Here is a 24,325-nt window from a genome sequence, read left to right on the forward strand (position 1 = left end):
CAGGGGATAGGGCCTGCAGCCGCCGCCATTCTTCTCAGGAAACGCCGCCTGCCGACCCTTGTAAAGCGCCAAGGCGAAATGTGGTTTCCGATCTGACGGCCGCAGCCCTGTCCGCATCGCGGCCGTGACCTGCGCCACCGGCTTTGCCGCCCGGCATGGGCGGTGTAGCAGGCCCGGCATGGGCGGTGTAGCAGGAATGAATCGTCTCCCCCCGCCAGCACGGCCCACCATGCTCGACACGCTCCTGCCGGCCGGCGTCGCGCCCGCCATCGCCCTGCTGCTGATTGCCGTCAGTTTCATGACCTCGGCCTTCACCGCCGCGTTCGGCATCGGCGGCGGGGTGGCGATGCTGGGGGCACTGGCTGGAACCGTGCCGCCCGCCGTCATCATCGCCGTGCATGGGCTGGTCCAGGTCGGCTCCAATGTCGGGCGCACCTTCGTGCAGCGGGCGCATGCGGTCTGGCCGCTGGTGGCGCGCTTCACGGCGGGCTCGATCGTGGGCGTTCTGATCGGGGCCCTTCTCGTGGTCGAACTGCCCGAACGGATCCTGCTGGGGCTGCTCGGCGTCTTCATCCTGGCGATGACCTGGCTGCCGAAGCCGCGCATTCCGGGGCTGGCATCGCGTGGGCTGGTCATCGGCGGCGGGCTTTCGACCATCATCACCATGTTTGTGGGTGCAACCGGCCCCTTCGTTCAGGCGCTTCTGCTGCCGCTGGGCCTCGAAAAGCGCCAGCTCATCGCGACGCACGCCGCCTGCACGACGATCCAGCATCTGCTCAAGGTCTTCGCCTTCGGGGCGCTCGGATTTTCGTTCGCCGACTGGCTGCCGCTGATCGGGGCGATGATCGTCTCGGGCTTCGCCGGGACGATGCTCGGGACGAAGCTTTTGGAACGCCTGCCCGAGCGCTGGTTCCTGGTCGCGATCAAGACGATCCTGACAATCGTCGGGATCGATCTCCTGCGCCGTGCGGCCGGATATTGAAGACGGCAAACGTCCTCAGATCAGCTTCACCTTGCCCGTGGCGAGCTCGTAGATACCGCCGACGACGGTCAGCTTCTTCTGGGCGACGCGCTCGGCGAGAATCGGCGCAGCGTTCTTCAGACGCTCGACATTGAGCCGGACATTCGCCTCCGTGGCCGCTTCCAGCATATTCGTCGCACCGGCCTTCTGGGCTTCGAGCACGGCCGGCTTGATCGCGTTGATCAGCGAGGGCAGATGGCCGGGCAGTTGCGTGCCGTTCTTGACCACGTCGATGGTCGAGGAGATGGCGCCGCAACTGGTGTGGCCGAGCACCAGGATCAGCGGCGATTGCAGCACGGCGGCGCCGAATTCGAGGCTCGCCAACCCGTCCTCATTGACGAAATTGCCGGCCACCCGGACCACGAAGAGATCGCCGGCGCCCTGATCGAAGGCCAGTTCGGGAGCCAGGCGCGAATCGGCGCAGCTCACGATCGAGGCGAAGGGGTGCTGCGAGCGGGTGCGCGCCGCCCGCCCTGCCGAGAAATCGCGCTCATTGGGTTTGTTGGCGGCATAGCGGGCGTTGCCGTCCACGAGGCGCTTCAGGGCCTCGTCGCCGCTCAGCGGCGTCGGCGTGGCGGTGACGCTTTGGGCCAGGGCCGGCATCACCAACCCTCCCGCCAAGGCAAACCCGACGCCGGCCCCGAGAAAGGACCGCCGGGAGGGTGAAAACGAGAGGGCATTCGATGCGCAGCGTTCGCACATTGCGATAATCCTTCGCGAGAGCGGCCTGGCTCCGCATTCGGGCTGGAGCGGTCACCATGGCATTGCCCCCCGATGGTATAAGTGCTGCGATGTCTGCATAGTCCAAACTCTGCAGACATCGCCAACCAGCGAAACCACTGTTAACGATACGTAAATCAGGCAGCTAACTATCTTTGAACTACAACTCTCATGTTTTCGATCCCATAGCCGGCTGCGACGGCGTCGCCGCGAACTATCGCCGGGCGATCATCCACTGCGCCGATGCGGTCTTGCGCATGCATTTCGCCGAGAAGCTGGTGAACAAGGTCTTCGGCCGGAATCTGCAGTCCCATGCTGCGGGCCTCGTCGTGGTGATGCATTGCGAGGCGCTGCTCGGTCTTGGCCCCCGGCCCACTCTCAGCCTCGTGCAGCGCGAGATGGGGAGCGCACGCACGCTCGCCGCCTTCTTCGGGCTTTTGCGGTTTGCGGGCTATGTGACCCAGGAGACGGTGCCCGAGGATGGCCGATCGGCCTGGCTGGTGCCGTCGCCACCGCTCTTCGATGGCCTGCGGTTATGGCTTTCGCATCATGCGCGCTGCAGCGAGATCCTCGGCCTGAGCGAACCCGGCCTGTCGGAGCGCCTGCAAACCGATGCGGACTGGCTCAGACTCTATCTGGGCCATGCGCGTGGCCTGCTGGTCAGGACGCGCGAAGCGATGGCCGGCGACGGCGCCTTTGCCTGGTTCGACCGTTTCGATTGCGGTGACCGGATCGGGCTCATCCTGCTGCGGGCGCACCATGCCAGCGCGCCGGCATCGGGCGACGGTCCGAATTGGTTCGATCTCGGCGGCCGGGAGATCGCGGCCCGCCTGGGCGTCTCGCGCTCGCATATCCGCAACATCGTCAACCGGGCGGAGATCCAGGGTCTGGTGCTGCAGGACCGCCCCAGCGGGCGGATCGCGCTGACGCCGCGCCTCCTGGCTGAAAGCGAGGCCTGGTTCCGGTCGTTCTGGGGCTGGGTCGGGGAGACCGGGCGGGTGGCCGAGGGCCACGCGGCGCGTCAAAGGTGACGAGCCGGGCGAAATCCGGCATAGGCTGGCGGCATTCGCCCTGAAAGCCGGCTCGCCATGCTCAAGATCCGCATCATCCCCTGCCTCGACGTGAAAGACGGCCGCGTCGTCAAGGGCGTGAAGTTCCTCGATCTCGTCGATGCGGGAGACCCTGTCGAGGCCGCCAAGGCCTATGACGCGGCGGGCGCCGACGAGCTCTGCTTCCTCGACATCACGGCAAGCCATGAGGATCGCGGCATTCTGTTCGATGTGGTCACCCGCACGGCCGAAGCCTGCTTCATGCCGCTGACGGTGGGCGGCGGCGTGCGCAAGATCGAAGACATCCGAGGGCTTTTGCTGGCGGGCGCCGACAAGGTCTCGATCAACACGGCAGCCGTCACCAACAGGCACTTCGTCCGGGAGGCGGCCGAGAAGTTCGGGGCGCAGTGCATCACGGTCGCTATCGATGCCAAGCAGGTCACGCCGGGCCGCTGGGAGATCTTCACCCATGGCGGGCGCAATCCGACAGGGCTGGACGCGGTCGCTTTCGCGCAAGAGGTCGCCTCTCTGGGTGCCGGCGAACTGCTGGTCACCTCGATGGACCGCGACGGCACCAAGGTCGGCTACGATCTCGGCCTGACGCGGGCCATCGCAGATGCCGTCACGGTGCCGGTGATCGCGTCCGGCGGCGTCGGTGATCTCGACGATCTCGTCAACGGCGTGCGCGAGGGCCATGCCTCGGCGGTGCTCGCCGCCTCGATCTTCCATTTCGGCACCTACACGATCCCGCAGGCCAAGGCGCATATGGCGCAGGCCGGGCTGGCGATGCGGCTGGATTAAAACGTGATGGGACTCTTTCGCTCTGTCATTCCGGGGCTTCGCATCGCGAAGAACCCGGAACCCACGACCGGGCGAGCGGCCTATGACTGGGTATCGAATGTTGCACCCCGTCGTGGGTTCCGGGTTCGCGCCGATGGCGCGCCTCGGAAAGACAGAGGTTTGGCATGACCTTCACCCTCTCCGATCTCGAAGCCCGCATCGCCGAGCGCGCCGCAGCGTCGCCCGATGAATCCTGGACGGCGAAGCTTCTTGCGGCCGGGCCCGAACGCTGTGCCAAGAAATTCGGCGAGGAGGCGGTCGAGGCTGTGATCGCAGCCGTGAAGGGCGATCGGGACGAGCTGATCGCCGAAAGCGCGGACGTGCTCTATCATCTCTTAGTCTTGCTCAGGAGCCGCGATGTTGCATTGCAGGACGTGTTGAGCCAGCTTGAGGCCCGTACCGTGCGTTCCGGTCTGGCGGAGAAAGCCGCACGACCCCGTTGAAAAGCCGAGGCTAGTCCTGCGTTGAACCTCGAAGCCTGGATTGCGGGCCGCCCCATGGACCAGCGCGTCATGCCCGCTCCGGCCCTTCCCGAACTCGATTCGCCCTATCGCAGCTTCACGCGCGACGAGTGGGCGCATTTGCGCGCCGATACGCCGCTGACGCTGTCGGTCGACGATCTGACCAAGCTGCAATCGATCAACGACCCGATCTCGCTCGACGAGATCGTGGCGATCTATCTGCCGCTGTCGCGCCTGCTCTCGCTTTACGTCGCCGCGACGCAAGGGCTGTTCAAGGCGACGCAGCGCTTCCTGCTGGCGGAGGCCGAGGTCAAGGTTCCCTATATCATCGGCGTCGCGGGCTCGGTCGCGGTCGGCAAGTCGACGACGGCGCGCGTCCTCAAGGCACTGCTCTCGCGCTGGCCCAACACGCCCAAGGTCGAGCTCGTCACCACTGACGGATTCCTCCTGCCCAATGCCGAATTGGAACGGCGCGGGCTGATGCAACGCAAGGGCTTCCCCGAAAGCTATGACGGCTCGGCGATCCTGCGCTTCCTTTCCGACGTCAAGGCCGGCAAGCCGCAGGTCAGCGCGCCGGTCTATTCCCATCTCGTCTACGACGTGATGCCGGGCGAGAGCGTGACGGTCGAGCGTCCCGACATCCTCATTCTCGAAGGGCTCAACGTCCTGCAGCCGAGCCGGATGCCCAAGGACGGCACGGTCATCCCCTTCGTCTCGGACTATTTCGATTTCTCGGTCTATCTCGATGCCGACGAGAACGATCTGCACCGCTGGTACGTCAACCGCTTCATGACCCTGCGCCAGACCGCCTTCCGCGATCCGCGCTCGTTCTTCCGCAAATATGCGGAGATTCCCGAGGACGAAGCGCTCTCGATCGCCGAGGACCTGTGGACCGGCATCAACCTGCCCAACCTGCAGGAGAACATCCTGCCGACCCGCCAGCGTGCCAGCCTGATCCTGACCAAGGGCGCGAGCCACCGCATCCAGCAGGTCGCGCTGCGCCGGCTGTAGAGCGCATGCGCGCGCCAGTCCAACGGCTTCGGCTCTCCGGTATCACGCTCTGATGGAGGCGTTCTGGTCTCTGGCCGGGATGGCAGGCGCGGCCTTCGTCGCGGCGACGCTGCTGCCAGCCCAGTCCGAAGCCGTCTTTCTCGGGCTGCTGGCGGCGAAGACGGTCGATCCGCTGGCGCTGTTCCTGGTCGCCAGCATCGCCAATACGGCGGGCTCTGTGGTGAACTGGTGGCTTGGCCGCCTGATCGCCCGGCATGGCGTCGATAAACTGCCAAGGCGACTGCGGCCCGATCCGCGCCGGCTCGCCCAGGCCCAGGGCTGGTTTGGGCGCTTCGGCTGGCCGTCGCTGCTGTTCGCCTGGTTGCCGATCGGCGGCGACCCGCTAACCTTCGTCGCCGGCACGCTCAACTATCCGCTGGGCCGGTTCGTCGCACTCGTTTTCGCTGGAAAAGCGGCGCGCTATGCGATGCTGTGGGTGGGCTGGGCCAGCCTGACTTAACGGCGGAATTCGCAACCTGCAGAGCGTTGCGAAAGCCTTCGGCACGGGCTACCAGCGAACGCCCTTTCAGGAGATTTGATCATGAGCATTCAGCGCATCGCCGTCGGCCCCCGCATGTCCAAGGCCGTCGTCCATGGCGACACCGTCTATCTGGCCGGCCAGGTCGCAGACAAGGCCGCCGGCAAGAGCGTCGCCGAGCAGACCGCCGACATCCTCGGCATCATCGATGGCCTGCTCGCCGAGGCCGGCACCGACAAGAGCAAGCTGCTGATGGTCAATATCTGGCTGTCGGACATGTCCACCTTCGCCGAGATGAACGGCGTCTGGGACACCTGGGTCGTCGCCGGCCAGACGCCTGGCCGCGCCACGGTCGAGGCCAAGCTTGCCGGCCCGCAGTTCACGGTCGAGATCGCGGTCATCGCCGCCAAGTGATGGTCGAGCCGATCCCGGCGCCTTGCCGCCGGGATCGGTGCTTCGCGACGCGATCGAGAGGGAAATGGCATCGTGACGACGCAGGATGACATGTCCGCCATGATCGCGCGCATCGCGGAGCGGCATGACGTGCCGCTCGCCGTGCTGCTGGCGATCGTCGCGAGCTTCGTCCAGAGCGGCACCAAGCCCAACCGGGCGCGGCTCGAACAGCAGTTGACGCGCAAGGCGCGCGCTGTTCAGGCGCTGCGCCGCCGTCTTGCCCGACCATCCGAGGATGCGAGCGTGACCGCACGCCGCGCCGCGGCGTCGCGTGCGCTCGAAACCGGCCAGTTCGGCGAGATCGAACGGACGTTGGCCCAGATCGAGCTGCATTTTTTTGGCGGCATGACCGATCTTGCCGCGATGCCGAAAGACCAGCGGGTCGCGGCCGGCGAAACCCGCGCCGACCGGGCCGCCACCGCCATGCTGTCCCTGACGCCCGCGGCCTGCCGCGAGGCGGCCCAGCGCTATGCCGAGGCGGCCGCCATCATCGGCTCCGCCGATATCGCGCGCAGCCGCGGATTGGCATCGATGCAGGGCGATGCGCTCGCCCGGATCGGGGAGGATTTCGGCGATCGGACCGGCTTCGAGGCAGCAATCGCGCATTATCGGTCTTTGCTCGGAACGCTCGACAATTTCGACGACACTGTCGCCTGGGCCTCGGTCCAGGAGCGTCTGGGCCGGGCGCTGGCCGGGCTTTCGGCTGTGACCGGCGACGAGGCCCTGCTCGATCAGGCCTCGTCATGCTATGCGACCGCGCTCGAAGATCTCCGGCAGGATCAGGCCCCCGTGCTCTGGCGCGCCCTCAAGGTTCGCTTCGCCCGGATCGCCTTCACGCTTGGAGAGGCGCGCGAAGACGAGACCTTGCTGGAAGAGGCGATTGCGGCTCTTGCCAGCGCGCTCGCAGTCTGGAAGCGCGACGGTGACGACCCCCGCTGGCTCGAGGCCGAACAGCTGATTTCCCGCGCGCGTGCCGCTCTGGGCCAGCGGACGAGCGACCTCGCCTTGCTCGAGCGTGCCTTCAACGGCTTCAACCGGGTCTCCAAGGCGATCGACAGGACGCGCGAGCCCCTGCGCTGGGCCGAACTGCAGGATCAGATGGGCGGTGTGCTGGCGGCGATGGGCGAACGCTACAGCGAGCCGGTGGTGCTGGAGGAGGCGATCGTCGCCTTCGGGTCCGCGCTCGACGTGCGCCGCCGCGAGACCAGCCCGCAATTATGGGCTCAGAGCTCGGCCAATCAGGGGCTTGCCTCGCTCAAGCTCGCCGCCCGCCTGCAGGATCGCGCGCGAGCACAGCAGGCTTTCATGCAGATCGCCGGCGCGCTCGAGGCGATGCGCGAGGGCGGTTACACCGCCGACGTCGCGGCACTGCAGAAGAAGCTCGTCATCGCCGGCGGCCTGGTCGAAGCCATGGCCGCAAGGGCCTGATTCAGGCCACCGGCCGGGTCGTCCGCCGGCCGGCAAGCCGTTCGAGCGCCGCATCGAGCGTTGCGTCGCGCTTGGCGAAACAGAAGCGCACCACCGTGGTGACCGCGCCACGCTCGTAGAAGGCGCTGACCGGAATCGCGGCGACACCACTTTCCAGCACCAGTCTCCTGCAGAAATCGACATCGTCGGTCTCGCCGAGCGGCGCAATGTCGACATTCAGGAAATAGGTGCCGACGCTGGGCAGGACGCTATAGCCAAGGCCCTTCAGGCCATCGGCGAAGCGGTCGCGCGAGCGCTGGAAATCGGCCCGCATCCCTTCGAAATAGCCGTCATCCTTGCCCAGCCCATAGGCGACCGCGGCCTGAAGGTTCGGCGGGGTGGTGAAGGTGATGTACTGGTGCGCCTTGGACAGGACCTTCATCAGCGCGGGCGCCGCCATCACCATTCCGACCTTCCAGCCGGTCAGCGAGAAGATCTTGCCGGCCGACGAGATCTTGACGGTGCGTTCGCGCATGCCGGGCCGGCTCATCACCGGCACATGGCGGTGGCCGTCGAAGACGACATGCTCCCAGACCTCGTCGCAGATCGCCACCGCATCATGCCGGATGCAGAAATCGGCGAGCAGGTCGAGATCGGCCGGGCTGAAGATCGTCGCAGTCGGGTTCAGTGGATTGTTGAACAGAACGACCTTCGTCTTCGGCGAAAACGCCCTCGCCAAGGCTTCCTCGCTCAGCCCAAAATGCGGCGGCGTCAGCGTCACGAATTTCGGAATGCCGCCGGCGCGACGCACCAGCGGGACATAGGCGTCGTACATCGGCTCGAACAGCACGACCTCGTCGCCCGGCGAGACCAGCGCCATTAACGCGCCTGCGATTGCCTCGGTGGCACCCGAGGTCACCATGATCTCGCGGTCGGGATCCAGTTCGAGACCCTGCCAGCGTCGGTAATGCGCCGCCGTGGCCTGGCGCAGTTCGGGCAGCCCCATCATCGGTGGATACTGGTTCCAGCCATCGACCACCGCTTCGGCCGCCTTCTGGCGCACATCAAGCGGCCCCGGATCGTCGGGAAAGCCCTGGCCGAGATTGACGGCCCCGGTCTCGCGGGCGAGCTGCGACATCACCTCGAAGACGCTGGTCGGCAGGGCGGAGAAGATCGGGTTCATCGCGTTTGGTCGCCTCGGACTGCGAAACTGGCGGCGCGTCTAGCATGCCGTGCGGCACGACGCACGCCGTGGCCAAGAGGTCATCAAGGGGCAGGTCAGGACGCGACAGAAATACGAACTGATGATTGTTGACATTCATCACAGGTCAGTGTTGAGTGTCGATGCCGGTTCACGACGGGCACCCGCTGCGACTTCGCCCCTTTGGCGTAGCGGGAATTGGCGTGAACCGGCGACCCTCCCTGCCATCGTGAGGCCGCCCACGAGCCCGGTTGCAACGGGAGAGGCCGCCGCCTAATCAGGCTGATGGCCCGCACCCCAGCAATCATGATCCTCGGCACGGGCTCCAATGTCGGCAAATCGCTGATCGTCGCCGGGCTGTGCCGCCTCTTCGCCGATCGCGGGCTGAAGGTCCGGCCGTTCAAGCCGCAAAACATGTCCAACAACGCGGCCGCGACGGCCCATGGCGAGATCGGCCGGGCCCAGGCGCTGCAGGCTCGCGCCGCGCGCATCGCGCCGCATGTCGACATGAATCCGGTGCTGCTCAAGCCCGAGAGCGAAACCGGGAGCCAAATCATCCTGCAAGGGCGCGTCGCCGGCCATCTCGCCTCGGGGGATTTTGCACGGCGCGGCGATTTCCTGCCGCAGGTGCTCGAGAGCTTTGCGCGGTTGTCGGCCGACGCCGATCTCGTTCTGGTCGAGGGCGCCGGTTCGCCGGCCGAAACCAATCTGCGCGCCCGCGACATCGCCAATCTCGGCTTCGCCCGGGCCGCCGACGTGCCCGCCATCCTCATCGGCGATATCGACCGGGGCGGCGTCATCGCCAGCCTGGTCGGCAGCCATGCGGTGCTCGACGCGGCCGACCGCGCGATGATCCGCGGGTTCGCCGTCAACCGTTTCCGCGGCGAGGTCGCGCTGTTTGCCGATGGGGTGGAGACGATCCGCCAGGCCACCGGCTGGCCGTGCCTGGGCGTCGTGCCGTGGTTTGCCGACGCGGCGCGGCTGCCGGCGGAAGACGGGCTCGATCTGCGCTCGCTCGCCGCCAAGCCCGGCGCCGCGATCAAGATCGCCGTCCCGATCCTGCCTGGCATCGCCAATTTCGACGATCTCGATCCCCTCAAGCTCGAACCGGCGATCGACCTCGTGCTGGTGCCGCGGGGACAGGCCCTGCCGGGCGATGCCGACCTCGTCATCCTGCCCGGCTCGAAGACGACGCTGCGCGATCTTGCGACCCTGCGGGCGGAGGGTTGGGACATCGATATCCTGGGCCATCGCCGGCGCGGCGGGCATATCATGGGACTTTGCGGCGGCTATCAGATGCTCGGCCGCATGGTGCGCGATCCGCTCGGGCTGGAGGGACCCGCCGGCGAGGCGCCGGGCCTGGGCCTGCTCGATGTGGAGACGGTGCTGGAGGGCGAAAAGACCGTGCGCGAGGTCGATCTCCTGCACGTGGCCAGCGCGTCAGCGGGCCGCGCCTACGAGATCCATCTCGGACGGACAGACGGGCCCGACCGGGACCGCGCTCCGTTCCGGGTCGGCGACCGACCAGAAGGCGCAGCAAGCCCCGACGGCCGTGTCGTCGGCAGCTATCTGCACGGGCTGTTCGCCTCGGATGCTGTCCGCGCCGCCTGCCTCGCCAGCATCCTGGGCACAACTCTGCCTTCCGCACTGGGCTATGACAGCGATGTAGAGGCGACACTGGACAGGCTCGCTGCGCATCTGGAGCGTCATCTCGATATCGAAACCCTGCTCGCGCTAGCGCAATCGCGCTGCGCGCATGACTGATGGAAGCGATTGCGGGGAACTGCTTTCGGCAAACCGACGTTCAATCCCTGTGTCTTACTCACCATGGCGGGCGCACGGTTCGAGCGCGGCTTTAATCCAAATCAATACACGCTGGCATGTCCAGGTTCATTCTGTTAAAAGATCTTATTCGCCAGACTGTTGACGAATGACGAAATGCGTCATCGCGATGAATTCGCGTCGACAGCCGCGATACAACCCGACAGGGAACACGCCGTGACTCTGCCCGAGCGCGATACGAGGCTCAGTATCGTCGATACCGCCGAGCGCTTCTTCCGCGACATCGGCTACCAAAAGACAACCGTGGCGGACATCGCCAAAGCGCTGCGCATGAGCCCGGCCAATGTCTATCGCTTCTTCGACTCGAAGAAGGCGATCAACGAAGCTGTGCTGGCGCGCTTCAAGGGCGAACTAGAGGCTTCGCTGTCGCTGATCATCGCCGAGCCGCGCTCGGCCGGGAGTCGCCTGCGCGATATGCTGCTCACCGCGCACAAGATCAACCAGGCGCGCTTTGCCGACCAGCACCGCATGCAGGAGATGGTCTGCGCCGCGATGGAGGAATCCTGGGATGCGATTCTGGGGCATATCGCGCGTTTCGACGCGCTGATTAGCGGGGTGATCAAGGAAGGCCTCGCCAATGGCGAATTCCGCGCGATCGACCCGGTCGAGGCGACGCAGTGCATCCGCACCGCGATGCTGCGCTTTCAGCATCCGCTGCTGATGGAACAGTGCCAGCGGATTCCCGGCCCCTCGGCCGAAGACATGATCGACTTCATCATGGCCGCGATCGAAAAGCCCAGACGGCCGGTTGAGGCAGACCGGCCTGGCGCCTGACGCCCGGCCGCGTTGACAAGCAGCCGACGCGGCGGGATACCGCGCCTGTCATGGCCCAGCTTCCCAAACAGAGCTTCAAGAAACTCGCCGTCATTCTCCACGATCTCGTGGTGACGGCGCTGGCGATCTGGCTCGTCTTCGTCGTGCGCTTCGAGGGCGCACAGCTCGACGAGCACCTGCGCTATCTGCCGCGCTTCCTGCCGTTCTTCGTGGCCTATGCCGGGCTGGTCTACTGGTTCTTCTCGCTCTATCGGTCGAAATGGCGGTTTGCATCGCTTCCCGACCTGTCGAACATCGTCAAGGCCAGCTCGATCCTGACGCTGAGCCTGTTGATCGTCGATTACGTGCTGGTCGCACCGAATTTCTACGGCGCCTTCTATTTCGGCAAGATCACCATCGCGCTCTATTGGCTGGTGCAGATCGCGCTGCTGGGCGGGCCGCGCATCGCCTATCGCTATTTCAAGTTTTCCCGCACCCGCAGCAGCGCCGCGCGCGCGGCCACCCTGCCCGCATTGCTGCTGGGCCGGGGCTTCGAGGTGGAGATGGTGATCCGCGCCATGGAGGCCGGGACCATGCGCAAGCTGCGCCCCGCCGGCATCCTGTCGCCGCGCGCCGATGATCTCGGCCAATCGATCCGGGGCGTTCCGGTGCTGGGACTGCTTTCGGAGGTCGAGCGGATCGCCGGTGACGCCGCCGAACGCGGCGAGGGCTTCCGCCGCATCGTCGCACTGCCCAGCGCCCTTCTGCCGGAAGCCGAACCCGACAAATGGCTCGCGCGCACGCGAAAGCTGTCGCTGCCGATCTCCCGCATCGAAACCCTGGGCGAGGGCCTGCGCGATGCCGAACTCGCGCCGCTGGAGATTGAGGATCTGCTGGTGCGCTCGACGGTCCGGATCGACCGCGACCGGCTTGGCGCGTTCCTCAAGGACAAGCGCGTCATCGTCACCGGCGGCGGCGGCTCGATCGGCTCGGAAATCTGCCTGCGCTGCGCGGCCTTCGGTGCCGCCGAACTGCTGATCGTCGAGAGCTCCGAGCCGGCGCTGTTCCAGGTGACCGAGCAGCTGATCGCGCAGGCGCATGAGACGATCGTGTCCGGCGCGCTGGCGGATGTGCGCGACCGCGACCGGATCACGCCGCTCTTCACCGCCTTCAGGCCCGACATCGTCATCCATGCCGCCGCACTGAAGCATGTGCCCTATCTGGAGGCGGATTGGAGCGAGGGCATCAAGACCAACATCTTCGGCTCGGTCAACGTCACCGACGCGGCGATCGCCGCCCAGGCCAAGACCTTCGTGCTGATCTCGACCGACAAGGCGATCGAGCCCGTCTCGATGCTGGGCGCGACCAAGCGCTTCGCCGAGATGTATGCCCAGTCGCGCGATGCCGAATTCGTCGCGGCGGCGGCCGGCATGCGGCTGGTGGCGGTGCGCTTCGGCAATGTGCTGGGCTCGGTCGGCTCGGTGGTGCCCAAGTTCAAGGCGCAGATCGCGCGCGGCGGCCCGCTGACCGTGACCAGCCCGGACATGATCCGCTATTTCATGACGATCCGCGAGGCCTGCGACCTTGTCCTGACCGCCGCCTCGCATGCGCGCTCCGACGGGCCCGAGGCCGAGCGGGCTGCCGTCTATGTGCTCAAGATGGGCCAGCCGGTGAAGATCATGGATCTGGCCGAGCGGATGATCCGGCTGGCAGGGTTCGAGCCGGGCGAGGACATCGAGATCGCTGTCACCGGCGTGCGGCCGGGCGAACGTCTGAACGAGATCCTGTTTGCCCGCGACGAGCCGATGGCCGAGACCGGCCTTGACGGCGTGATGGCGGCCAAGCCGGTCTTCGCCAACCGGGCAAGGCTGCAGGGCTGGCTGTCCCGGCTGGAAGTCGCGCTGAAGGCCGATGACCGCGTCGCGGCCGATGCCGTGCTCGACGAGGCGATCCCCGATTTCAGCCTGCGGCAGTCGACATCGCCAGGCGCTTCAGCGCCTCTTGCGTCGCGACAGGCGGCCGCCAGCCTGCCCTGAGCAGCCCCTCGGGCGCGGCGACGAGACTGCCGCTGAGCTTGACGAAGGCGTCCTGGCGACGCGCCAGGCGCGCGGCCAGCCTGAGAAGCCCGGGCGGCACGCCGATCAGCCCCGGCCCGCGCCCCAGCCCGGCGCGCAGGGCGGCGATGATGCCGGCCACGCTGATCGGCTCGGGATCGGCGACAATATAGGCGCGGCGCGGCGGGCATTTCGGCGTCAGCGCAAAAAGCACGGCATCGGCGAGGTTCTCGACCGCCAGCAGCGACCGCGGCGCAATCAGCGCGCCCAAAGGGAGCGGGACCGGCGAGCGGGCGAGCCTGAGCAGGGCCGCCATATTTGCTTTGACGCCTGGCCCATAGACCAGGACGGGCCGCAGCGCGACCCAATCCAGATCGAGCCGGGCGAGGCCCTCCTCTGCGGCCCGCTTCGAGCGGCCATAGGCGTCGTCGGGGGCCGGCTCATCATCGTCGCGCAGCACGCCATCGAAGGCCCCGCTTTGCGCCTTGATCGAGGAGATGTAGACGAAGCGCGAGATTCCGGCGCGATAGGCGGCCTGTGCCAGTTCCAGGGTCGCGTCGGTATTGAGGCGGCGGTACAGTGCGTCGTCGAGGCCCGGGCCGGCATGGGCGAGGCCTGCCAGATGGATCACGCAGGAGACGCCCGCAAGCGCCGCGCTCCAGTCGATCGGCGCGGCGAGATCGCCCGTGACCACCGTCTCGCAGCCCTCCGGAGCGCGGCTCGCGACGCGCTGCGTCAGCCGCACGCGATAGCCCGCGCCCTGCAAGCCTGCGACGACATGGGGGCCGATGAAGCCGCCGGAGCCGGTGACGAGGGCGCGCTCGCCGATCATGGCACGTGTGCCCGTCGCGCAAAGCGCCTCAGCAGCAGCCCGGTCAGAACCACGGCGACGGCCAGGCAGATCAACTGCACCGGGGCGGCCGGAACGAGGATGCTGGCTGTCGCCAGCCCGATGAGGGCGAGGTTGAGCAGCGCGATCTGCGTCACGATGCTCAGGACGCTGTGCCCGTTGCTGGTTGCCTGCTGATAGAAATGCGAGCGATGCGCCTCCCATACCCGCTCGCGGCGTGCGAGCCGGCGAAGCAGCGTGATTGTGGCGTCCATCACGGGGTAGAGCGGCAGGATCAGCGCCGCCGCCAGGGCGCCCGTGCCGGCCAGGCGGTACAGCAGATAGGCGGTGACAAGCCCGATCGGCAGGGAGCCGACATCGCCAAGGAACAGCCGCGCCACGGGCTTGTTGAAGGGCGCAAAGCCGAGCAGCCCGCCGCACAGCGCCGCAGCCAGCAGGCCCGTGGTCGGGTCGATCAGACCCAGGCCGCCGGCAAGCGCCAGCGCTCCGGCCAGCGGCACCACCCAGGCGACGGTGATCCAGTCGATCCCGTCCATGAAGTTGGTGAGGTTGACGAACCAGATCCCGGCCAGCAGGGCCAGGCAGCGTTCGACCGCGAGCGGCATCGCCTCGGGAAACAGCCGGACATCGGGCGCCGCATAGACGATCACCACCGCGACGCAAAGTCCCTGAAGACCGAGCCGCAAGCCGGCCGGAAGCGGACTGATATCGTCCCAGGCACCGACGATGGCGAGCGCGATGGCGGCCGCCGCTACGAAAACAAGACTCTCGCTGCCCGATAGCGGCAGCAGCGACGAGGCCAGGATCAGCGCCAGGAAGGCTCCGCCGACCACGGCGATGCCGCCGCCCTGTGGTGTCGGCACGCGATGGCTTGAACGGGCGTTGGGTCTCGCCAACGCATAGCGCAGCAGCAGCGGGCGCAGCAGCACGCACAGCGCCGCCGCAACGGCGGCTGCCGCGATCAGGATAAGGATGGGGGCGAGATGGTCCAAACTGCGCGCTGCCGTGGGGAGATCACGCTTCCCTAGAGCATGACGCCGGAAAGCGGGAGCCCATTTTCAAGAGGCCCGGGACCCTGGCACGCTTGCAATGACCGGCACAAAGACAGAACATGCAACCATGCTCCCTGCCGATTCTGTGCTCAACCCGCCGCCGACGCGGCCCGAGATCACCCGTGCCGTCTGCCGCGGCGCCGGTCGGCATCTGCGCGAGCGCGGCTATGCCATCGTCAGGGAGATGACCTTCTCCAATGGCCGTCGCGGCGACATCGTCGCCTTGTCGCCTGCGGGCGAATTGCTGGTGGTCGAGGTCAAGTCGGGCATTCAGGATTACCGCATCGACGGCAAATGGCCCGATTACCGCGACTATTGCGACGCGTTCCTGTTTGCGGTCGCGCCCGAATTCCCCCAGGAGATCCTGCCCGAGGATGTCGGGCTCATCGTCGCCGATGCCTATGGCGGCGCGCTGATCCGCGAGGCGCCTCAACACCGGCTCGCGCCGGCCAGGCGCAAGGCGCTGACCATCGCGTTCGCCCGGCTGGCGGCGGCGCGTCTGGCGGGACTCGAGGACCCGGCGCCGCGCGCCTGAGGCCTTATCGCGGTGCGCGCTTGGCGAGGATCCGCTGCAGCGTGCGCCGGTGCATGCCCAGCCGGCGCGCCGTTTCGGAAACGTTGCGGTTGCACAGCTCGTAGACCCGCTGGATATGCTCCCAGCGCACCCGGTCGGCCGACATCGGGTTTTCCGGCGGCAATGGCCGGGAATCGCGGGCGGCGGCAAGCGCGGCGTGGATTTCGTCGGCATCGGCCGGTTTGGCGAGGAAATCAAAGGCGCCGAGCTTCACCGCGCTGACAGCGGTTGCAATGTTGCCATAGCCGGTCAGGACGATGCCGCGAGCCTCGGGCCGGCGCTCCTTCAGCCGGGCGATGACGTCGAGCCCATTGCCGTCCCCCAAGCGCAGATCGATCACGGCGAAGGCGGGTGCCTCGTCATCGACCGCCGCGATTCCGGCGCTGACGCTGTCGGCCATGCGCACCGAATAGCCCCGCCCCTCCATCGCCCGCGCCAAACGAGTCAGGAACGGTTTGTCGTCATCGACCAGCAGCAGAGACATGTCCGTCGCCGCCAGGGCCGGCGTGATCTCGGCCAGGATATCCTGCATCATCATCTCCTCCCCTCGGGCTTACCCCAAAGGATTTCAAACGCGGCTCCCGCCGCGACACGTCCGGCATGCATCTTCACGAGCCAACCCCATCCTGGACAGCGGGTTCCACCTGCGGGGAACCCGCATGAGGGAGGTCGGCCTCGAACGCCACGCGCAACCAGGTCATCCGGACGCACGCGCCGCTGGCCGGATTGGGCAAGTTGGAAAATTCCATCACCGCGCCACCCCGCTCGAGCAGCGTCTTGGCGATGAAAAGGCCGAGGCCAAGCCCGCCGCCGGCCCGGCTTTCATTGGCGCCATGGGTGAGATAGGGGTCCCCTGCGCGCAGGAGGACATCGGGCGGAAAGCCCGGCCCGTCATCGGCGATGGTGAGCGTGACATAGCTTTCATTCCATTCCGCCGTGATGGTGACGGTCGAGCGGGCGAAATCAACTGCGTTGTCTACGATATTGCCGAGCCCGTAGATCATGCCGGGATTGCGGCGGCATACCGGCTCGGGCTTGTCTCCCCTCATCACGATTTCGAACGGCACGCCGAAGGGTCGCTGCGGGCCGGCCGCTTCTTCGATCAGAAGGCGCAAGGTCAGCTGATCGAGAGGGCCGGCATCGTCGTCCTGCAGTGAGGCGAGCTTGCCGAGGATGCCGCGGCAACGCTCGACCTGCTCGCGCAGCAGGGTGATGTCCTCGGCCATCTCGCCCTCGGCGGGCGCCAGGCGCGACAATTCCCGGGCGACGAGGGCAATCGTGGCGAGTGGGGTGCCCAGTTCATGGGCGGCAGCGGCGGCCAGCCCGTCGAGCTGGGAGAGGTGCTGCTCGCGGGCCAGCACGAGTTCGGTCGCGGCGAGCGCATCCGAAAGATCGCGCGCCTCCTTGGCGACGCGCCAGGCATAGATGCCGGTGAAGCCCAGCCCCAGGACGAGAGCAGCCCAGCTGCCGAGCTGATAGGCGGGCGGCAGCACCGGCCGGTCGTCCCCCGCCCAGGGCAGCGGCAGATGGACGAGGCCGACGAGCGTCGCCACCGCGATCGCCAGCAAGCCAAGCAGCAGCGTGCGCTGTGGCGGCAGCGCGGTGGCCGAGATCATCACGGGAGCGAGCAGCAGGATCGAGAACGGGTTCTGCAACCCGCCCGTCAGGTAGAGCAGGACAGAGAGCTGCACGATGTCGAAAGCCAGCAGGGCCGTCGCCGCGCCCGGCTGGAGCCGGTGGCTCAACGGAAACCGGATGCGCAGCGCGATATTCAGCCAGGAGGACACCGCGATCGCCGTGAAGCACCAGCCGAAAGGCAGCGTGAAGCCGAGCCCGAAATGAACGCCCGCCACCGCCAGGCTCTGGCCGGCGACGGCCAGCCAGCGCAGCCGCACCAGCGTATCGAGCCGCAGATGACGGTTCGCGCGGCCAAACATCGGGACTGACAGCTCGGGAAAGCTCATGCGCCGCGGCCGCGCCCTGGCGAGATCGATGTAATGGGAGGCACTGAGACAACCTTTCATCGCCGGCAAATCAGGCCGAGAGTGAATTCTTAGCCCTTTTTCGGATTGAATGAGAACAAATTAGGCATAGGGTGCGTTCATACTGCGCTGCATCAACACATGCTGCGGCGCCAAATGGTCCATCGTCGTCTGCAAGGGGCTGCCATGTCGTACGCTTACCATGCCTATGAAGCAGCTCACATGATGCTCAGCCCGGCACGGAGCATGACGGATGCGATGCATCTGGCCTTCCGCAACCCCGCCAACCCGCTGACCTACACGCCGTTCGGCCGCACGGTCGCCGCGTCCTGCGAATTGTTCGAACGCACGACCCGTCGCTACGGCAAGCCCGCCTTCGGCCTGCCGGAGACGACGATCAACGGCGTGCGCACCGCCGTCGAAGAGCGCGTCGTCTGGGAGCGCCCCTTCGGCCGCGTGATCTATTTCGACCGCCAGATCGAAGGCCGGCGCAAGCCGCAGCCCAAGGTGCTGATCGTGGCGCCGATGTCGGGTCATTATGCGACGCTGCTGCGCGGCACGGTCGAGGCCTTCCTCCCTGGCCACGAAGTCTACATCACCGACTGGACCGATGCCCGCCTCGTGCCGCTTGCGGCCGGCCGTTTCGATCTCGACGACTATATCGACTATGTCATCGCGATGCTCCAGATGATGGGCCCCGAGACCCATGTCATGGCGGTTTGCCAGCCCGCCGTGCCGGTGCTGGCCGCGATCGCGCGGATGGAAGCGGATGGCGATGCTTGCGCGCCGCGCTCGATGACACTGATGGGGGGCCCGATCGACACGCGCCGCTCGCCGACCGAGGTCAACAAGATGGCGGTCGACCGCGGGATCGACTGGTTCGGCAACCGCTGCATCACACGGGTGCCGTTCGGCAATCCCGGCACGATGCGCGCGGTCTATCCCGGCTTCCTGCAGCTGTCGGGCTTTATGGCGATGAATCTCGATCGGCATGTCACTGCTCATTACGACATGTTCAAATATCTGGTTCAGGGCGATGGCGATTCGGCCGAGAAGCATCGCGATTTCTACGACGAATACCTGGCGGTGATGGACCTGACGGCCGAGTTCTATCTCCAGACCGTCGAGACGGTGTTCATCGAGCATGCACTGCCGAAGGGCACGATGATGCATCGCGACAAGCCGGTCGATTGCGCCGCCATCCGCAACGTCGCGCTAATGACGGTAGAGGGCGAGAAGGACGATATTTCGGGCGTCGGCCAGACCCAGGCCGCCCATGATCTCTGCCCCAACATCCCCGACGACAAGCGCGTGCATTACCTGCAGCTCGGCGTTGGCCATTATGGCGTGTTCAATGGTTCGCGCTTCCGCTCCGAAATCGCGCCGCGCATCTCGGATTTCATGGTCAGCCTCGACATGAACGTCGCCAAGGACCGCCGCGAGACCGGCGCCACGCAGGCGCGCAAGGCCCTGAAGATCGCCAGCTGAGCCTGGCCGTTACCCGCAAGCCTCGGCTTCAACCGAGACAACGAAATGCCCACCATTTCGGATCGACTGGGATGGCGGGCTTTTTTACGTCTGGCTCAGCGGAAGAAGATCACCGTCTGCAGCAGGAAGAGCGGGATCAGGATCGCTCCCGACCAGAGCATGTAGCCGAAGAAGCTCGGCATCCTGACCTTGCGGTCCTTGGCGATGGCGTAGACCATGAAGTTGGGCGCATTGCCGATATAGGTGTTGGCACCCATGAAGACCGCGCCGGCCGAGACTGCCGCCAGGGTCAGAGCCCCCGTGGTCATCAGCATCTGGGGGTCGCCGCCCGCCAGCTCGAAGAAGACGAGATAGGTCGGCGCGTTGTCGAGGAAGGACGACAGGATGCCCGTCAGCCAGAAATAGGCGACGGTGTTGTGGCTGCCGTCGGGGTTGCTGACCAGCGCCACAAGGCCTGAGAAGGCGCCGTTGCGGCCCGCCTGCAGCATCGCCAGCACCGGAATGATGCAGACGAAGATGCCGGCGAAGAGCTTGGCGACTTCGAGGATGGGGCCCCAGGTGAACTCGTTGCCGGCCCGCACGGGCTTCGGTGTCAGCTTGAGCGAGAGACCCGCGAGAGCCAGCAGAATGACGTCGCGCACGATGTTCTGCAGTTCGACCCTCGAGCCCGCGATGTCGAAGACGATGCCCGGCTTCCAGCTTGCCGACATCAGGATCGCGGCGATGACGCCGCCGAGCAGTATGAAGTTGACCTTGCCGTAGAGCTTGAGATCGCGGTCGGGCGTCGGGTCCTTGAGCGAGGGCATGCCCGCTTCTTTTTTGTAGAACCAGTTGTCGAGGGCGAAAAACAACGCCAGCAGGATTCCCACCGCCAGCAGCGTCTCGGGCAGAAGATGCGTCGTCGTCCAGAAGAAGGAGACCCCGCGCAGGAAGCCGAGGAAAAGCGGCGGGTCGCCCAGCGGCGTCAGCGAGCCGCCGATATTGGACACCAGGAAGATGAAGAACACGACGACATGGACGTTGTGACGCCGGCTGTCATTGGCGCGCAGCACCGGGCGGATCATGATGATCGAGGCACCGGTCGTGCCCACAAAACTCGCCATCAGCGTGCCGATCGCCAGCAGGGCCGTATTGGTCGCTGGCGTGCCGTGCAGATTGCCCATGATCAGGATGCCGCCGGCGATGGTGAACAGCGCAAACAGCAGGATGATGAAAGGGATGTACTCGAGCAGCGCGGTGTGGGCGAGCGACGCCAGCGCCGGCTCGAAGCCGCGCAGCAGCACGAGCGGCACCAGAACGAGCGCGGCCCAGAAGGCGGCGAACTTGCCGTAGTTCAGCTCCCAGAAATGCGGGAACAGAATCGGGCCCAGCGCGATCGACAGCAGCATCCCGGCAAAGGGCAAAGCCCAGAGCACACCCATCGAGGCGCCGCCGATGTCGCTGGCGGCAAGCGCCGGGGCGGAGAACAGACACAACACGGCCAGCGCGGCCAGCCGCGTCAGATTGGATAAAGCCATTCGTCGCCCCGCTCGCCGCATGTCTGATGGCGACGGTTATACGATGGTCATGGCCCCCGCAACCGCGCCCCCGTCGGCCTTCATCCCTGATTGCGCGCGCCTAAATCCGAGAGAATAATCGTCTGTGCGTGAGCGTCCCGCCGCGCCTGATTCGAAGCCGCGCCATGTGCCGTTTCCTCGCCTATTCCGGTGTGCCGGTCTTCCTGGAAGATCTGGTCGCGGCCCCCTGCCACTCGCTGATCCATCAGTCGCTCCATGCAGCCGAGGCCAAGACGGGGACGAATGGCGACGGCTTCGGCGTCGGCTGGTATGGCGACCGGGCCGAGCCCGGCCAGTACCGCGAGGTGCGGCCAGCCTGGTCGGATGAAAACCTGCTCTCGATCGCAAGGCAGGTGCGTTCGCCGCTGTTCTTCGCCCATGTCCGCGCCGCTACCGGCACGGCGACGACGCGGGCCAACTGCCACCCCTTCGCGCATGGCCGGCATCTGTTCATGCATAACGGCCAGATCGGTGGCTATGGCCTGATCCGGCGCCGGTTCGAGGCGCTGATACCCGATTTGCTCTACCCGGCACGGGTCGGCACGACCGATTCGGAGGTGTTGTTCCTGCTCACCCTTGCGCGGATCGAGGAGGGTCTTTCGCCGGGCAAGGCATTGGCCTCGGCGCTGGGCGATGCGCTTGCGCTGATGCGCCAATCCGGGACGTCCGAGCCGCTGCGCTGCGCCGCCGCGCTGGCGGATGGCGAGACCATCCATGCCGTCCGCTGGTCCTCGGACGCGCATCCGCCGACCCTGTATCTTTGCAACCGAGGCGACAGCGTCGTCGTTGCCTCGGAGCCAGTGGATGCCGCGCGCGATTGCTGGCAGGCGCTGCCCTGCAACACGCTGGTGTCGATCCGGGCCGGCACAGTCGCCTCGACGCCGTTTACGGTCGGTCTGGCGCGGGCCGCCTGACCCACGCAGAACCTTTTTGCGCGTTCGCTTGAACCGAGAGCCGGGTCGCCGCGACATATGAAGGGTCGCAGCCTTGTGGCTGGCACCTCGCCGCCCCGGTTCCACATCCTCCCAAAGGCCGCCGGGGCGGCGACATGATTTGGTCCAGACCCGTTCGCGAAGAACCCGCCTGAACCCGTATGCCGGGTCCAGGCGCATGTCGGAAGCGATCGGTCTCAGGCGACGGTGCCGCCGCCATTGGCACCGTAGATACCGCCCGTGGTGAAGCTCGCATCATTGGCGGCCAGTTGCACATAGATCGACGCCAGCTCGGCCGGCTGACCGGGGCGCCCGAGCGCGCTCATGCCACCAAAGGTCTGCAGCTTTTCCTGGGTTGCACCGCCACTGACCTGCAAGGGGGTCCAGACGGGGCCGGGAGCGACACCGTTGACGCGGATGCCCTTCTTGCCAGCCCGTGGCCCGACCATCTGCGCACAACAGGCCGACGCTGCGGGGGCCTATTCCTTGCGATCGGCGGCGTCGGCACCCCGCATCCCGACCGGCATGGGCGTGCCTTTCGTCGTGTCGAGATAGGTCTGGCGTTCCGCCTCCGAGTTCAACTCGGCCCCGACCAGCACGATCGTCGCCGACAGCCACATCCAGGTCAGAAGTCCGATGACGGCTCCCACCGTTCCGTAGGTGGCGTTGTAATCCTCGAAATTCGCGACGTACCAGGAGAAGAGGAGCGAGGCGACGAGCCAGGTGACGGCGGCAAAGACGGCTCCAGGGCTGACCCAGGCCCATCGCGCCTGATCGCGGCTGGGTCCGTAGCGGTACAGGGCTGATAGCCCGAGCAGCAGAATGCCGACCACCACCGGCCAGCGCCCGATCGCGATGAGCCATTCGGCCGCGCCGCCCAGATACAGATAATCGAGCAGGATCGGGATCACGGCGATGGCGCCGATGGCTCCGAGCACAAACAGGATGATGCCGAGGGTGAAGGCCAGCGACACAAGATTGAGCTTGATGAAACCGCGCTTTTCATCCTCGCCATAGGCGACGTTGAGTGCGTCGAAGATGGCCTTGACGCCGGCATTGGCGCTCCAGATCGCCACCGAAAGGCTGATGAGCAGCGCAAAGCCGAGCTTGGTTTCGCCTCCGGCCGTGATGCGGGCGATCTGTTCGCGCAGGAAATCGGTCGCGCCCCCAGGCAGAAAGCCGTCGAGCGCGGCGGATTGCTCAGCAATGGCGGCGGGATCGGCAACCAGGCCATAGAGCGAAACCAGCGCTGTCAGCGCCGGGAACAACGCCAGCAGGCCATAGAATGTGACGCCCGCTGCGACAGCCCTGACACGGTCACGATCGACCTCGTGATAGGTGCGTCGGGCGATGTCCCACCAGCCGCCGGCGGGGATATCGGACGGGGCATCGGCCTCGACGCCTTCCGCGCTACGGCGGGCGGTCTTCTCATCATAGCGCTGATCGCGCGCATTTTGGGCCGGCCCCGCCAGGCGCGAAAACACATAGGCCGAGGACACGCCCAAAAGGGCGGCCACGACCAGATCCCTGGTCCATCGTTGATCGCGCAAGAGTTCACTCCGTTTCCGGGCGAACGCCATATCGGGGGATTGGTTGCACGGGCGGCGGCGGATTGCCCGCGCGACGGCACCGCTTCAGACTGAAATTTTCAACTGAGGAGATGGTGGAGCCAGGCGGAATCGAACCGCCGACCTCTTGAATGCCATTCAAGCGCTCTCCCAACTGAGCTATGGCCCCACGTCTCGTTCCGGCTGATCTTGGGCATCAGCCGGGATATCTCGGGTTCCGCGCCACTCGCCGGGGCGAGGATGGGAGCGGGACCGGGTCGCCGCATCGGCGGCGAAGCGCTCTATAGGCGGGAGCGACCGAAGACTCAAGCGCCGATTGTCGCCTGATCGTCATTCTCTTGCGGGCAGCCTCGGCGACCCGCCGCCGCAAGGGCTCAGACGTCCTCGTCGCCCTCGATGTCGCCATCGATCAGGTCGGCGACGTCGTCATCGCCTTCCTCGTCCTCTTCCAGGAAGGTGTCGTCATCGGGCGCGACATCGTCTTCGACCTCGATATCGTCCTCGCTGGTGACGACGGCTTCCTTCTCGGTCGCCTCGGCATCGGCCTCGTCGAGCGAGACGAGTTCGACCGCCTCGTCGGCGGCCTCAACCTCATCCTCGTCATCGGCGGGCTTGGCCGCGACGGCTGCGGCCGCAGCCTTGGCCTGCGGCTCGAACACCGAGCGCGGATAGGACTGTCCCGTGTAAGGCGAGACGATCGGGTCCTTGTTCAGGTCGTAGAATTTGCGGCCCGTCGTGGGGCAAACGCGCTTCGTACCAAGTTCCGGTTTCGCCACTGCGTCGGACCTTCAATCATTCATGTTCTGAAAAGCAGGCGCGTCCGTTAGTCGGGGCAGGCGGCCCTGTCAAATGCTCATTTCGGGCCACAGGGCTTGTCCCTGCCGGGAAGGGCTCGATTCAGACAGACCGGTGCTGCTGCCCACGCCCGCAACCCGGGCGTGACGCATGGCGGGCCGGCATGCTAGGGCACCCCCTTACCGATCGACCAGCCGGC

General features: G+C 66.4%; 23 protein-coding genes, 1 tRNA gene and 1 pseudogene. 14 read left to right on the top strand and 11 right to left on the bottom strand.

From position 1 onward, the window contains the following. Positions 1-229 precede the first annotated feature (229 nt). Complete coding sequence (locus IP69_RS09295) at positions 230-982, top strand: sulfite exporter TauE/SafE family protein (RefSeq protein WP_054142539.1); 753 nt, start codon at positions 230-232, stop codon at positions 980-982. A gap of 15 nt (positions 983-997) precedes the next feature. Here IP69_RS09295 and IP69_RS09300 read toward each other — a convergent pair whose 3' ends face one another. Further along, positions 998-1,624: a carbonic anhydrase gene (locus tag IP69_RS09300; RefSeq protein ID WP_248306776.1), complete on the bottom strand. Its 627-nt coding sequence runs from the start codon at positions 1,622-1,624 to the stop codon at positions 998-1,000. A 272-nt stretch (positions 1,625-1,896) separates the two neighbouring features. On the opposite strand from IP69_RS09300, the gene IP69_RS09305 reads away from it, so the two are divergent. The 7 genes from IP69_RS09305 (at position 1,897) to IP69_RS09335 (ending at position 7,500) form a co-directional block, all read left to right on the top strand. Beyond that, positions 1,897-2,772, top strand: a complete 876-nt coding sequence (locus IP69_RS09305; RefSeq protein WP_054142541.1) for a hypothetical protein — start codon at positions 1,897-1,899, stop codon at positions 2,770-2,772. A 57-nt stretch (positions 2,773-2,829) separates the two neighbouring features. After that, a complete protein-coding gene (gene hisF / locus IP69_RS09310; RefSeq protein WP_054142542.1) occupies positions 2,830-3,591 on the top strand; it encodes an imidazole glycerol phosphate synthase subunit HisF in 762 nt (253 codons plus the stop codon). 164 nt (positions 3,592-3,755) lie between these two features. Next, the gene (locus IP69_RS09315; RefSeq protein WP_054142543.1) at positions 3,756-4,073 is read left to right on the top strand and encodes a phosphoribosyl-ATP diphosphatase; all 318 of its coding nucleotides are present in this window, start codon (positions 3,756-3,758) and stop codon (positions 4,071-4,073) included. A gap of 54 nt (positions 4,074-4,127) precedes the next feature. Further along, the gene (gene coaA, locus IP69_RS09320; RefSeq protein ID WP_054142609.1) at positions 4,128-5,102 is read left to right on the top strand and encodes a type I pantothenate kinase; all 975 of its coding nucleotides are present in this window, start codon (positions 4,128-4,130) and stop codon (positions 5,100-5,102) included. A gap of 52 nt (positions 5,103-5,154) precedes the next feature. Then, positions 5,155-5,601: a VTT domain-containing protein gene (locus tag IP69_RS09325; protein ID WP_054142544.1), complete on the top strand. Its 447-nt coding sequence runs from the start codon at positions 5,155-5,157 to the stop codon at positions 5,599-5,601. 81 nt (positions 5,602-5,682) lie between these two features. Continuing rightward, the gene (locus tag IP69_RS09330) at positions 5,683-6,033 is read left to right on the top strand and encodes a RidA family protein (RefSeq protein WP_054142610.1); all 351 of its coding nucleotides are present in this window, start codon (positions 5,683-5,685) and stop codon (positions 6,031-6,033) included. A gap of 72 nt (positions 6,034-6,105) precedes the next feature. Further along, positions 6,106-7,500: a hypothetical protein gene (locus tag IP69_RS09335; RefSeq protein ID WP_156323367.1), complete on the top strand. Its 1,395-nt coding sequence runs from the start codon at positions 6,106-6,108 to the stop codon at positions 7,498-7,500. A gap of 1 nt (position 7,501) precedes the next feature. On the opposite strand, the gene IP69_RS09340 is transcribed toward IP69_RS09335, so the two are convergent. Further along, positions 7,502-8,662, bottom strand: a complete 1,161-nt coding sequence (locus IP69_RS09340) for an aminotransferase (protein ID WP_054142546.1) — start codon at positions 8,660-8,662, stop codon at positions 7,502-7,504. Between the two features lie 303 nt (positions 8,663-8,965). On the opposite strand from IP69_RS09340, the gene IP69_RS09345 reads away from it, so the two are divergent. The 3 genes from IP69_RS09345 to IP69_RS09355 all read left to right on the top strand — a co-directional run bounded on the left by IP69_RS09345 (position 8,966) and on the right by IP69_RS09355 (position 13,311). After that, on the top strand, positions 8,966-10,444 hold the full coding sequence (locus IP69_RS09345) for a cobyric acid synthase (protein WP_054142547.1): 1,479 nt from the start codon (positions 8,966-8,968) through the stop codon (positions 10,442-10,444). A gap of 234 nt (positions 10,445-10,678) precedes the next feature. Then, positions 10,679-11,296 (top strand): TetR family transcriptional regulator, encoded by a 618-nt coding sequence (locus IP69_RS09350; RefSeq protein WP_054142611.1) that lies wholly within the window; start codon positions 10,679-10,681, stop codon positions 11,294-11,296. A 50-nt stretch (positions 11,297-11,346) separates the two neighbouring features. Continuing rightward, positions 11,347-13,311 (top strand): nucleoside-diphosphate sugar epimerase/dehydratase, encoded by a 1,965-nt coding sequence (locus IP69_RS09355; RefSeq protein ID WP_054142548.1) that lies wholly within the window; start codon positions 11,347-11,349, stop codon positions 13,309-13,311. On the opposite strand, the gene IP69_RS09360 is transcribed toward IP69_RS09355, so the two are convergent. Together IP69_RS09360 and IP69_RS09365 are read right to left on the bottom strand one after the other, a co-directional pair. Then, positions 13,235-14,161: an NAD-dependent epimerase/dehydratase family protein gene (locus IP69_RS09360; protein WP_054142549.1), complete on the bottom strand. Its 927-nt coding sequence runs from the start codon at positions 14,159-14,161 to the stop codon at positions 13,235-13,237. The genes IP69_RS09355 and IP69_RS09360 overlap by 77 nt on opposite strands. After that, a complete protein-coding gene (locus IP69_RS09365) occupies positions 14,158-15,171 on the bottom strand; it encodes a glycosyl transferase (RefSeq protein WP_054142550.1) in 1,014 nt (337 codons plus the stop codon). Before IP69_RS09365 ends, IP69_RS09360 begins: the two co-directional genes overlap by 4 nt. Before the next feature lie 127 nt (positions 15,172-15,298). Here IP69_RS09365 and mmcB point away from each other — a divergent pair, with 127 nt between their 5' ends. Beyond that, entirely contained in the window at positions 15,299-15,766 is a 468-nt protein-coding gene (gene mmcB / locus IP69_RS09370) for a DNA repair putative endonuclease MmcB (RefSeq protein WP_054142612.1), read from the top strand. 4 nt (positions 15,767-15,770) lie between these two features. Here the strand turns inward: mmcB and IP69_RS09375 are convergent, their stop codons facing one another. Both IP69_RS09375 and IP69_RS09380 read right to left on the bottom strand, forming a co-directional pair. Further along, positions 15,771-16,337 carry an ActR/PrrA/RegA family redox response regulator transcription factor gene (locus IP69_RS09375; RefSeq protein ID WP_156323368.1) on the bottom strand — a complete coding sequence of 189 codons (567 nt, stop codon included), beginning with the start codon at positions 16,335-16,337 and terminating at the stop codon, positions 15,771-15,773. A 76-nt stretch (positions 16,338-16,413) separates the two neighbouring features. Beyond that, positions 16,414-17,769, bottom strand: a complete 1,356-nt coding sequence (locus IP69_RS09380) for an ActS/PrrB/RegB family redox-sensitive histidine kinase (protein ID WP_054142613.1) — start codon at positions 17,767-17,769, stop codon at positions 16,414-16,416. 204 nt (positions 17,770-17,973) lie between these two features. On the opposite strand from IP69_RS09380, the gene phaZ reads away from it, so the two are divergent. Beyond that, positions 17,974-19,275, top strand: a complete 1,302-nt coding sequence (gene phaZ / locus IP69_RS09385) for a polyhydroxyalkanoate depolymerase (RefSeq protein WP_082359183.1) — start codon at positions 17,974-17,976, stop codon at positions 19,273-19,275. A 95-nt stretch (positions 19,276-19,370) separates the two neighbouring features. On the opposite strand, the gene IP69_RS09390 is transcribed toward phaZ, so the two are convergent. Continuing rightward, positions 19,371-20,792, bottom strand: a complete 1,422-nt coding sequence (locus IP69_RS09390) for a sodium:proton antiporter (protein WP_054142552.1) — start codon at positions 20,790-20,792, stop codon at positions 19,371-19,373. Between the two features lie 164 nt (positions 20,793-20,956). Between IP69_RS09390 and IP69_RS09395 the strand changes: the two genes are divergently transcribed. Further along, the gene (locus IP69_RS09395) at positions 20,957-21,745 is read left to right on the top strand and encodes a class II glutamine amidotransferase (protein WP_054142553.1); all 789 of its coding nucleotides are present in this window, start codon (positions 20,957-20,959) and stop codon (positions 21,743-21,745) included. Between the two features lie 215 nt (positions 21,746-21,960). On the opposite strand, the pseudogene IP69_RS09400 reads toward IP69_RS09395, so the two are convergent. From IP69_RS09400 to IP69_RS09415, 4 genes and pseudogenes are all read right to left on the bottom strand, one after another. Continuing rightward, positions 21,961-22,218, bottom strand: a pseudogene (locus IP69_RS09400) (SDR family oxidoreductase); the annotation flags it as partial. A gap of 24 nt (positions 22,219-22,242) precedes the next feature. Next, a complete protein-coding gene (locus tag IP69_RS09405; protein ID WP_197279781.1) occupies positions 22,243-23,280 on the bottom strand; it encodes a YihY/virulence factor BrkB family protein in 1,038 nt (345 codons plus the stop codon). Positions 23,281-23,424: 144 nt separating this feature from the next. Then, positions 23,425-23,500: transfer RNA gene (locus IP69_RS09410), tRNA-Ala, on the bottom strand. A 205-nt stretch (positions 23,501-23,705) separates the two neighbouring features. Beyond that, entirely contained in the window at positions 23,706-24,107 is a 402-nt protein-coding gene (locus tag IP69_RS09415; RefSeq protein ID WP_054142556.1) for a TIGR02300 family protein, read from the bottom strand. Positions 24,108-24,325: the final 218 nt, after the last annotated feature.

This window comes from Allobosea sp. AAP35 (genome assembly GCF_001295925.1).
GTDB lineage: Bacteria > Pseudomonadota > Alphaproteobacteria > Rhizobiales > Beijerinckiaceae > Allobosea.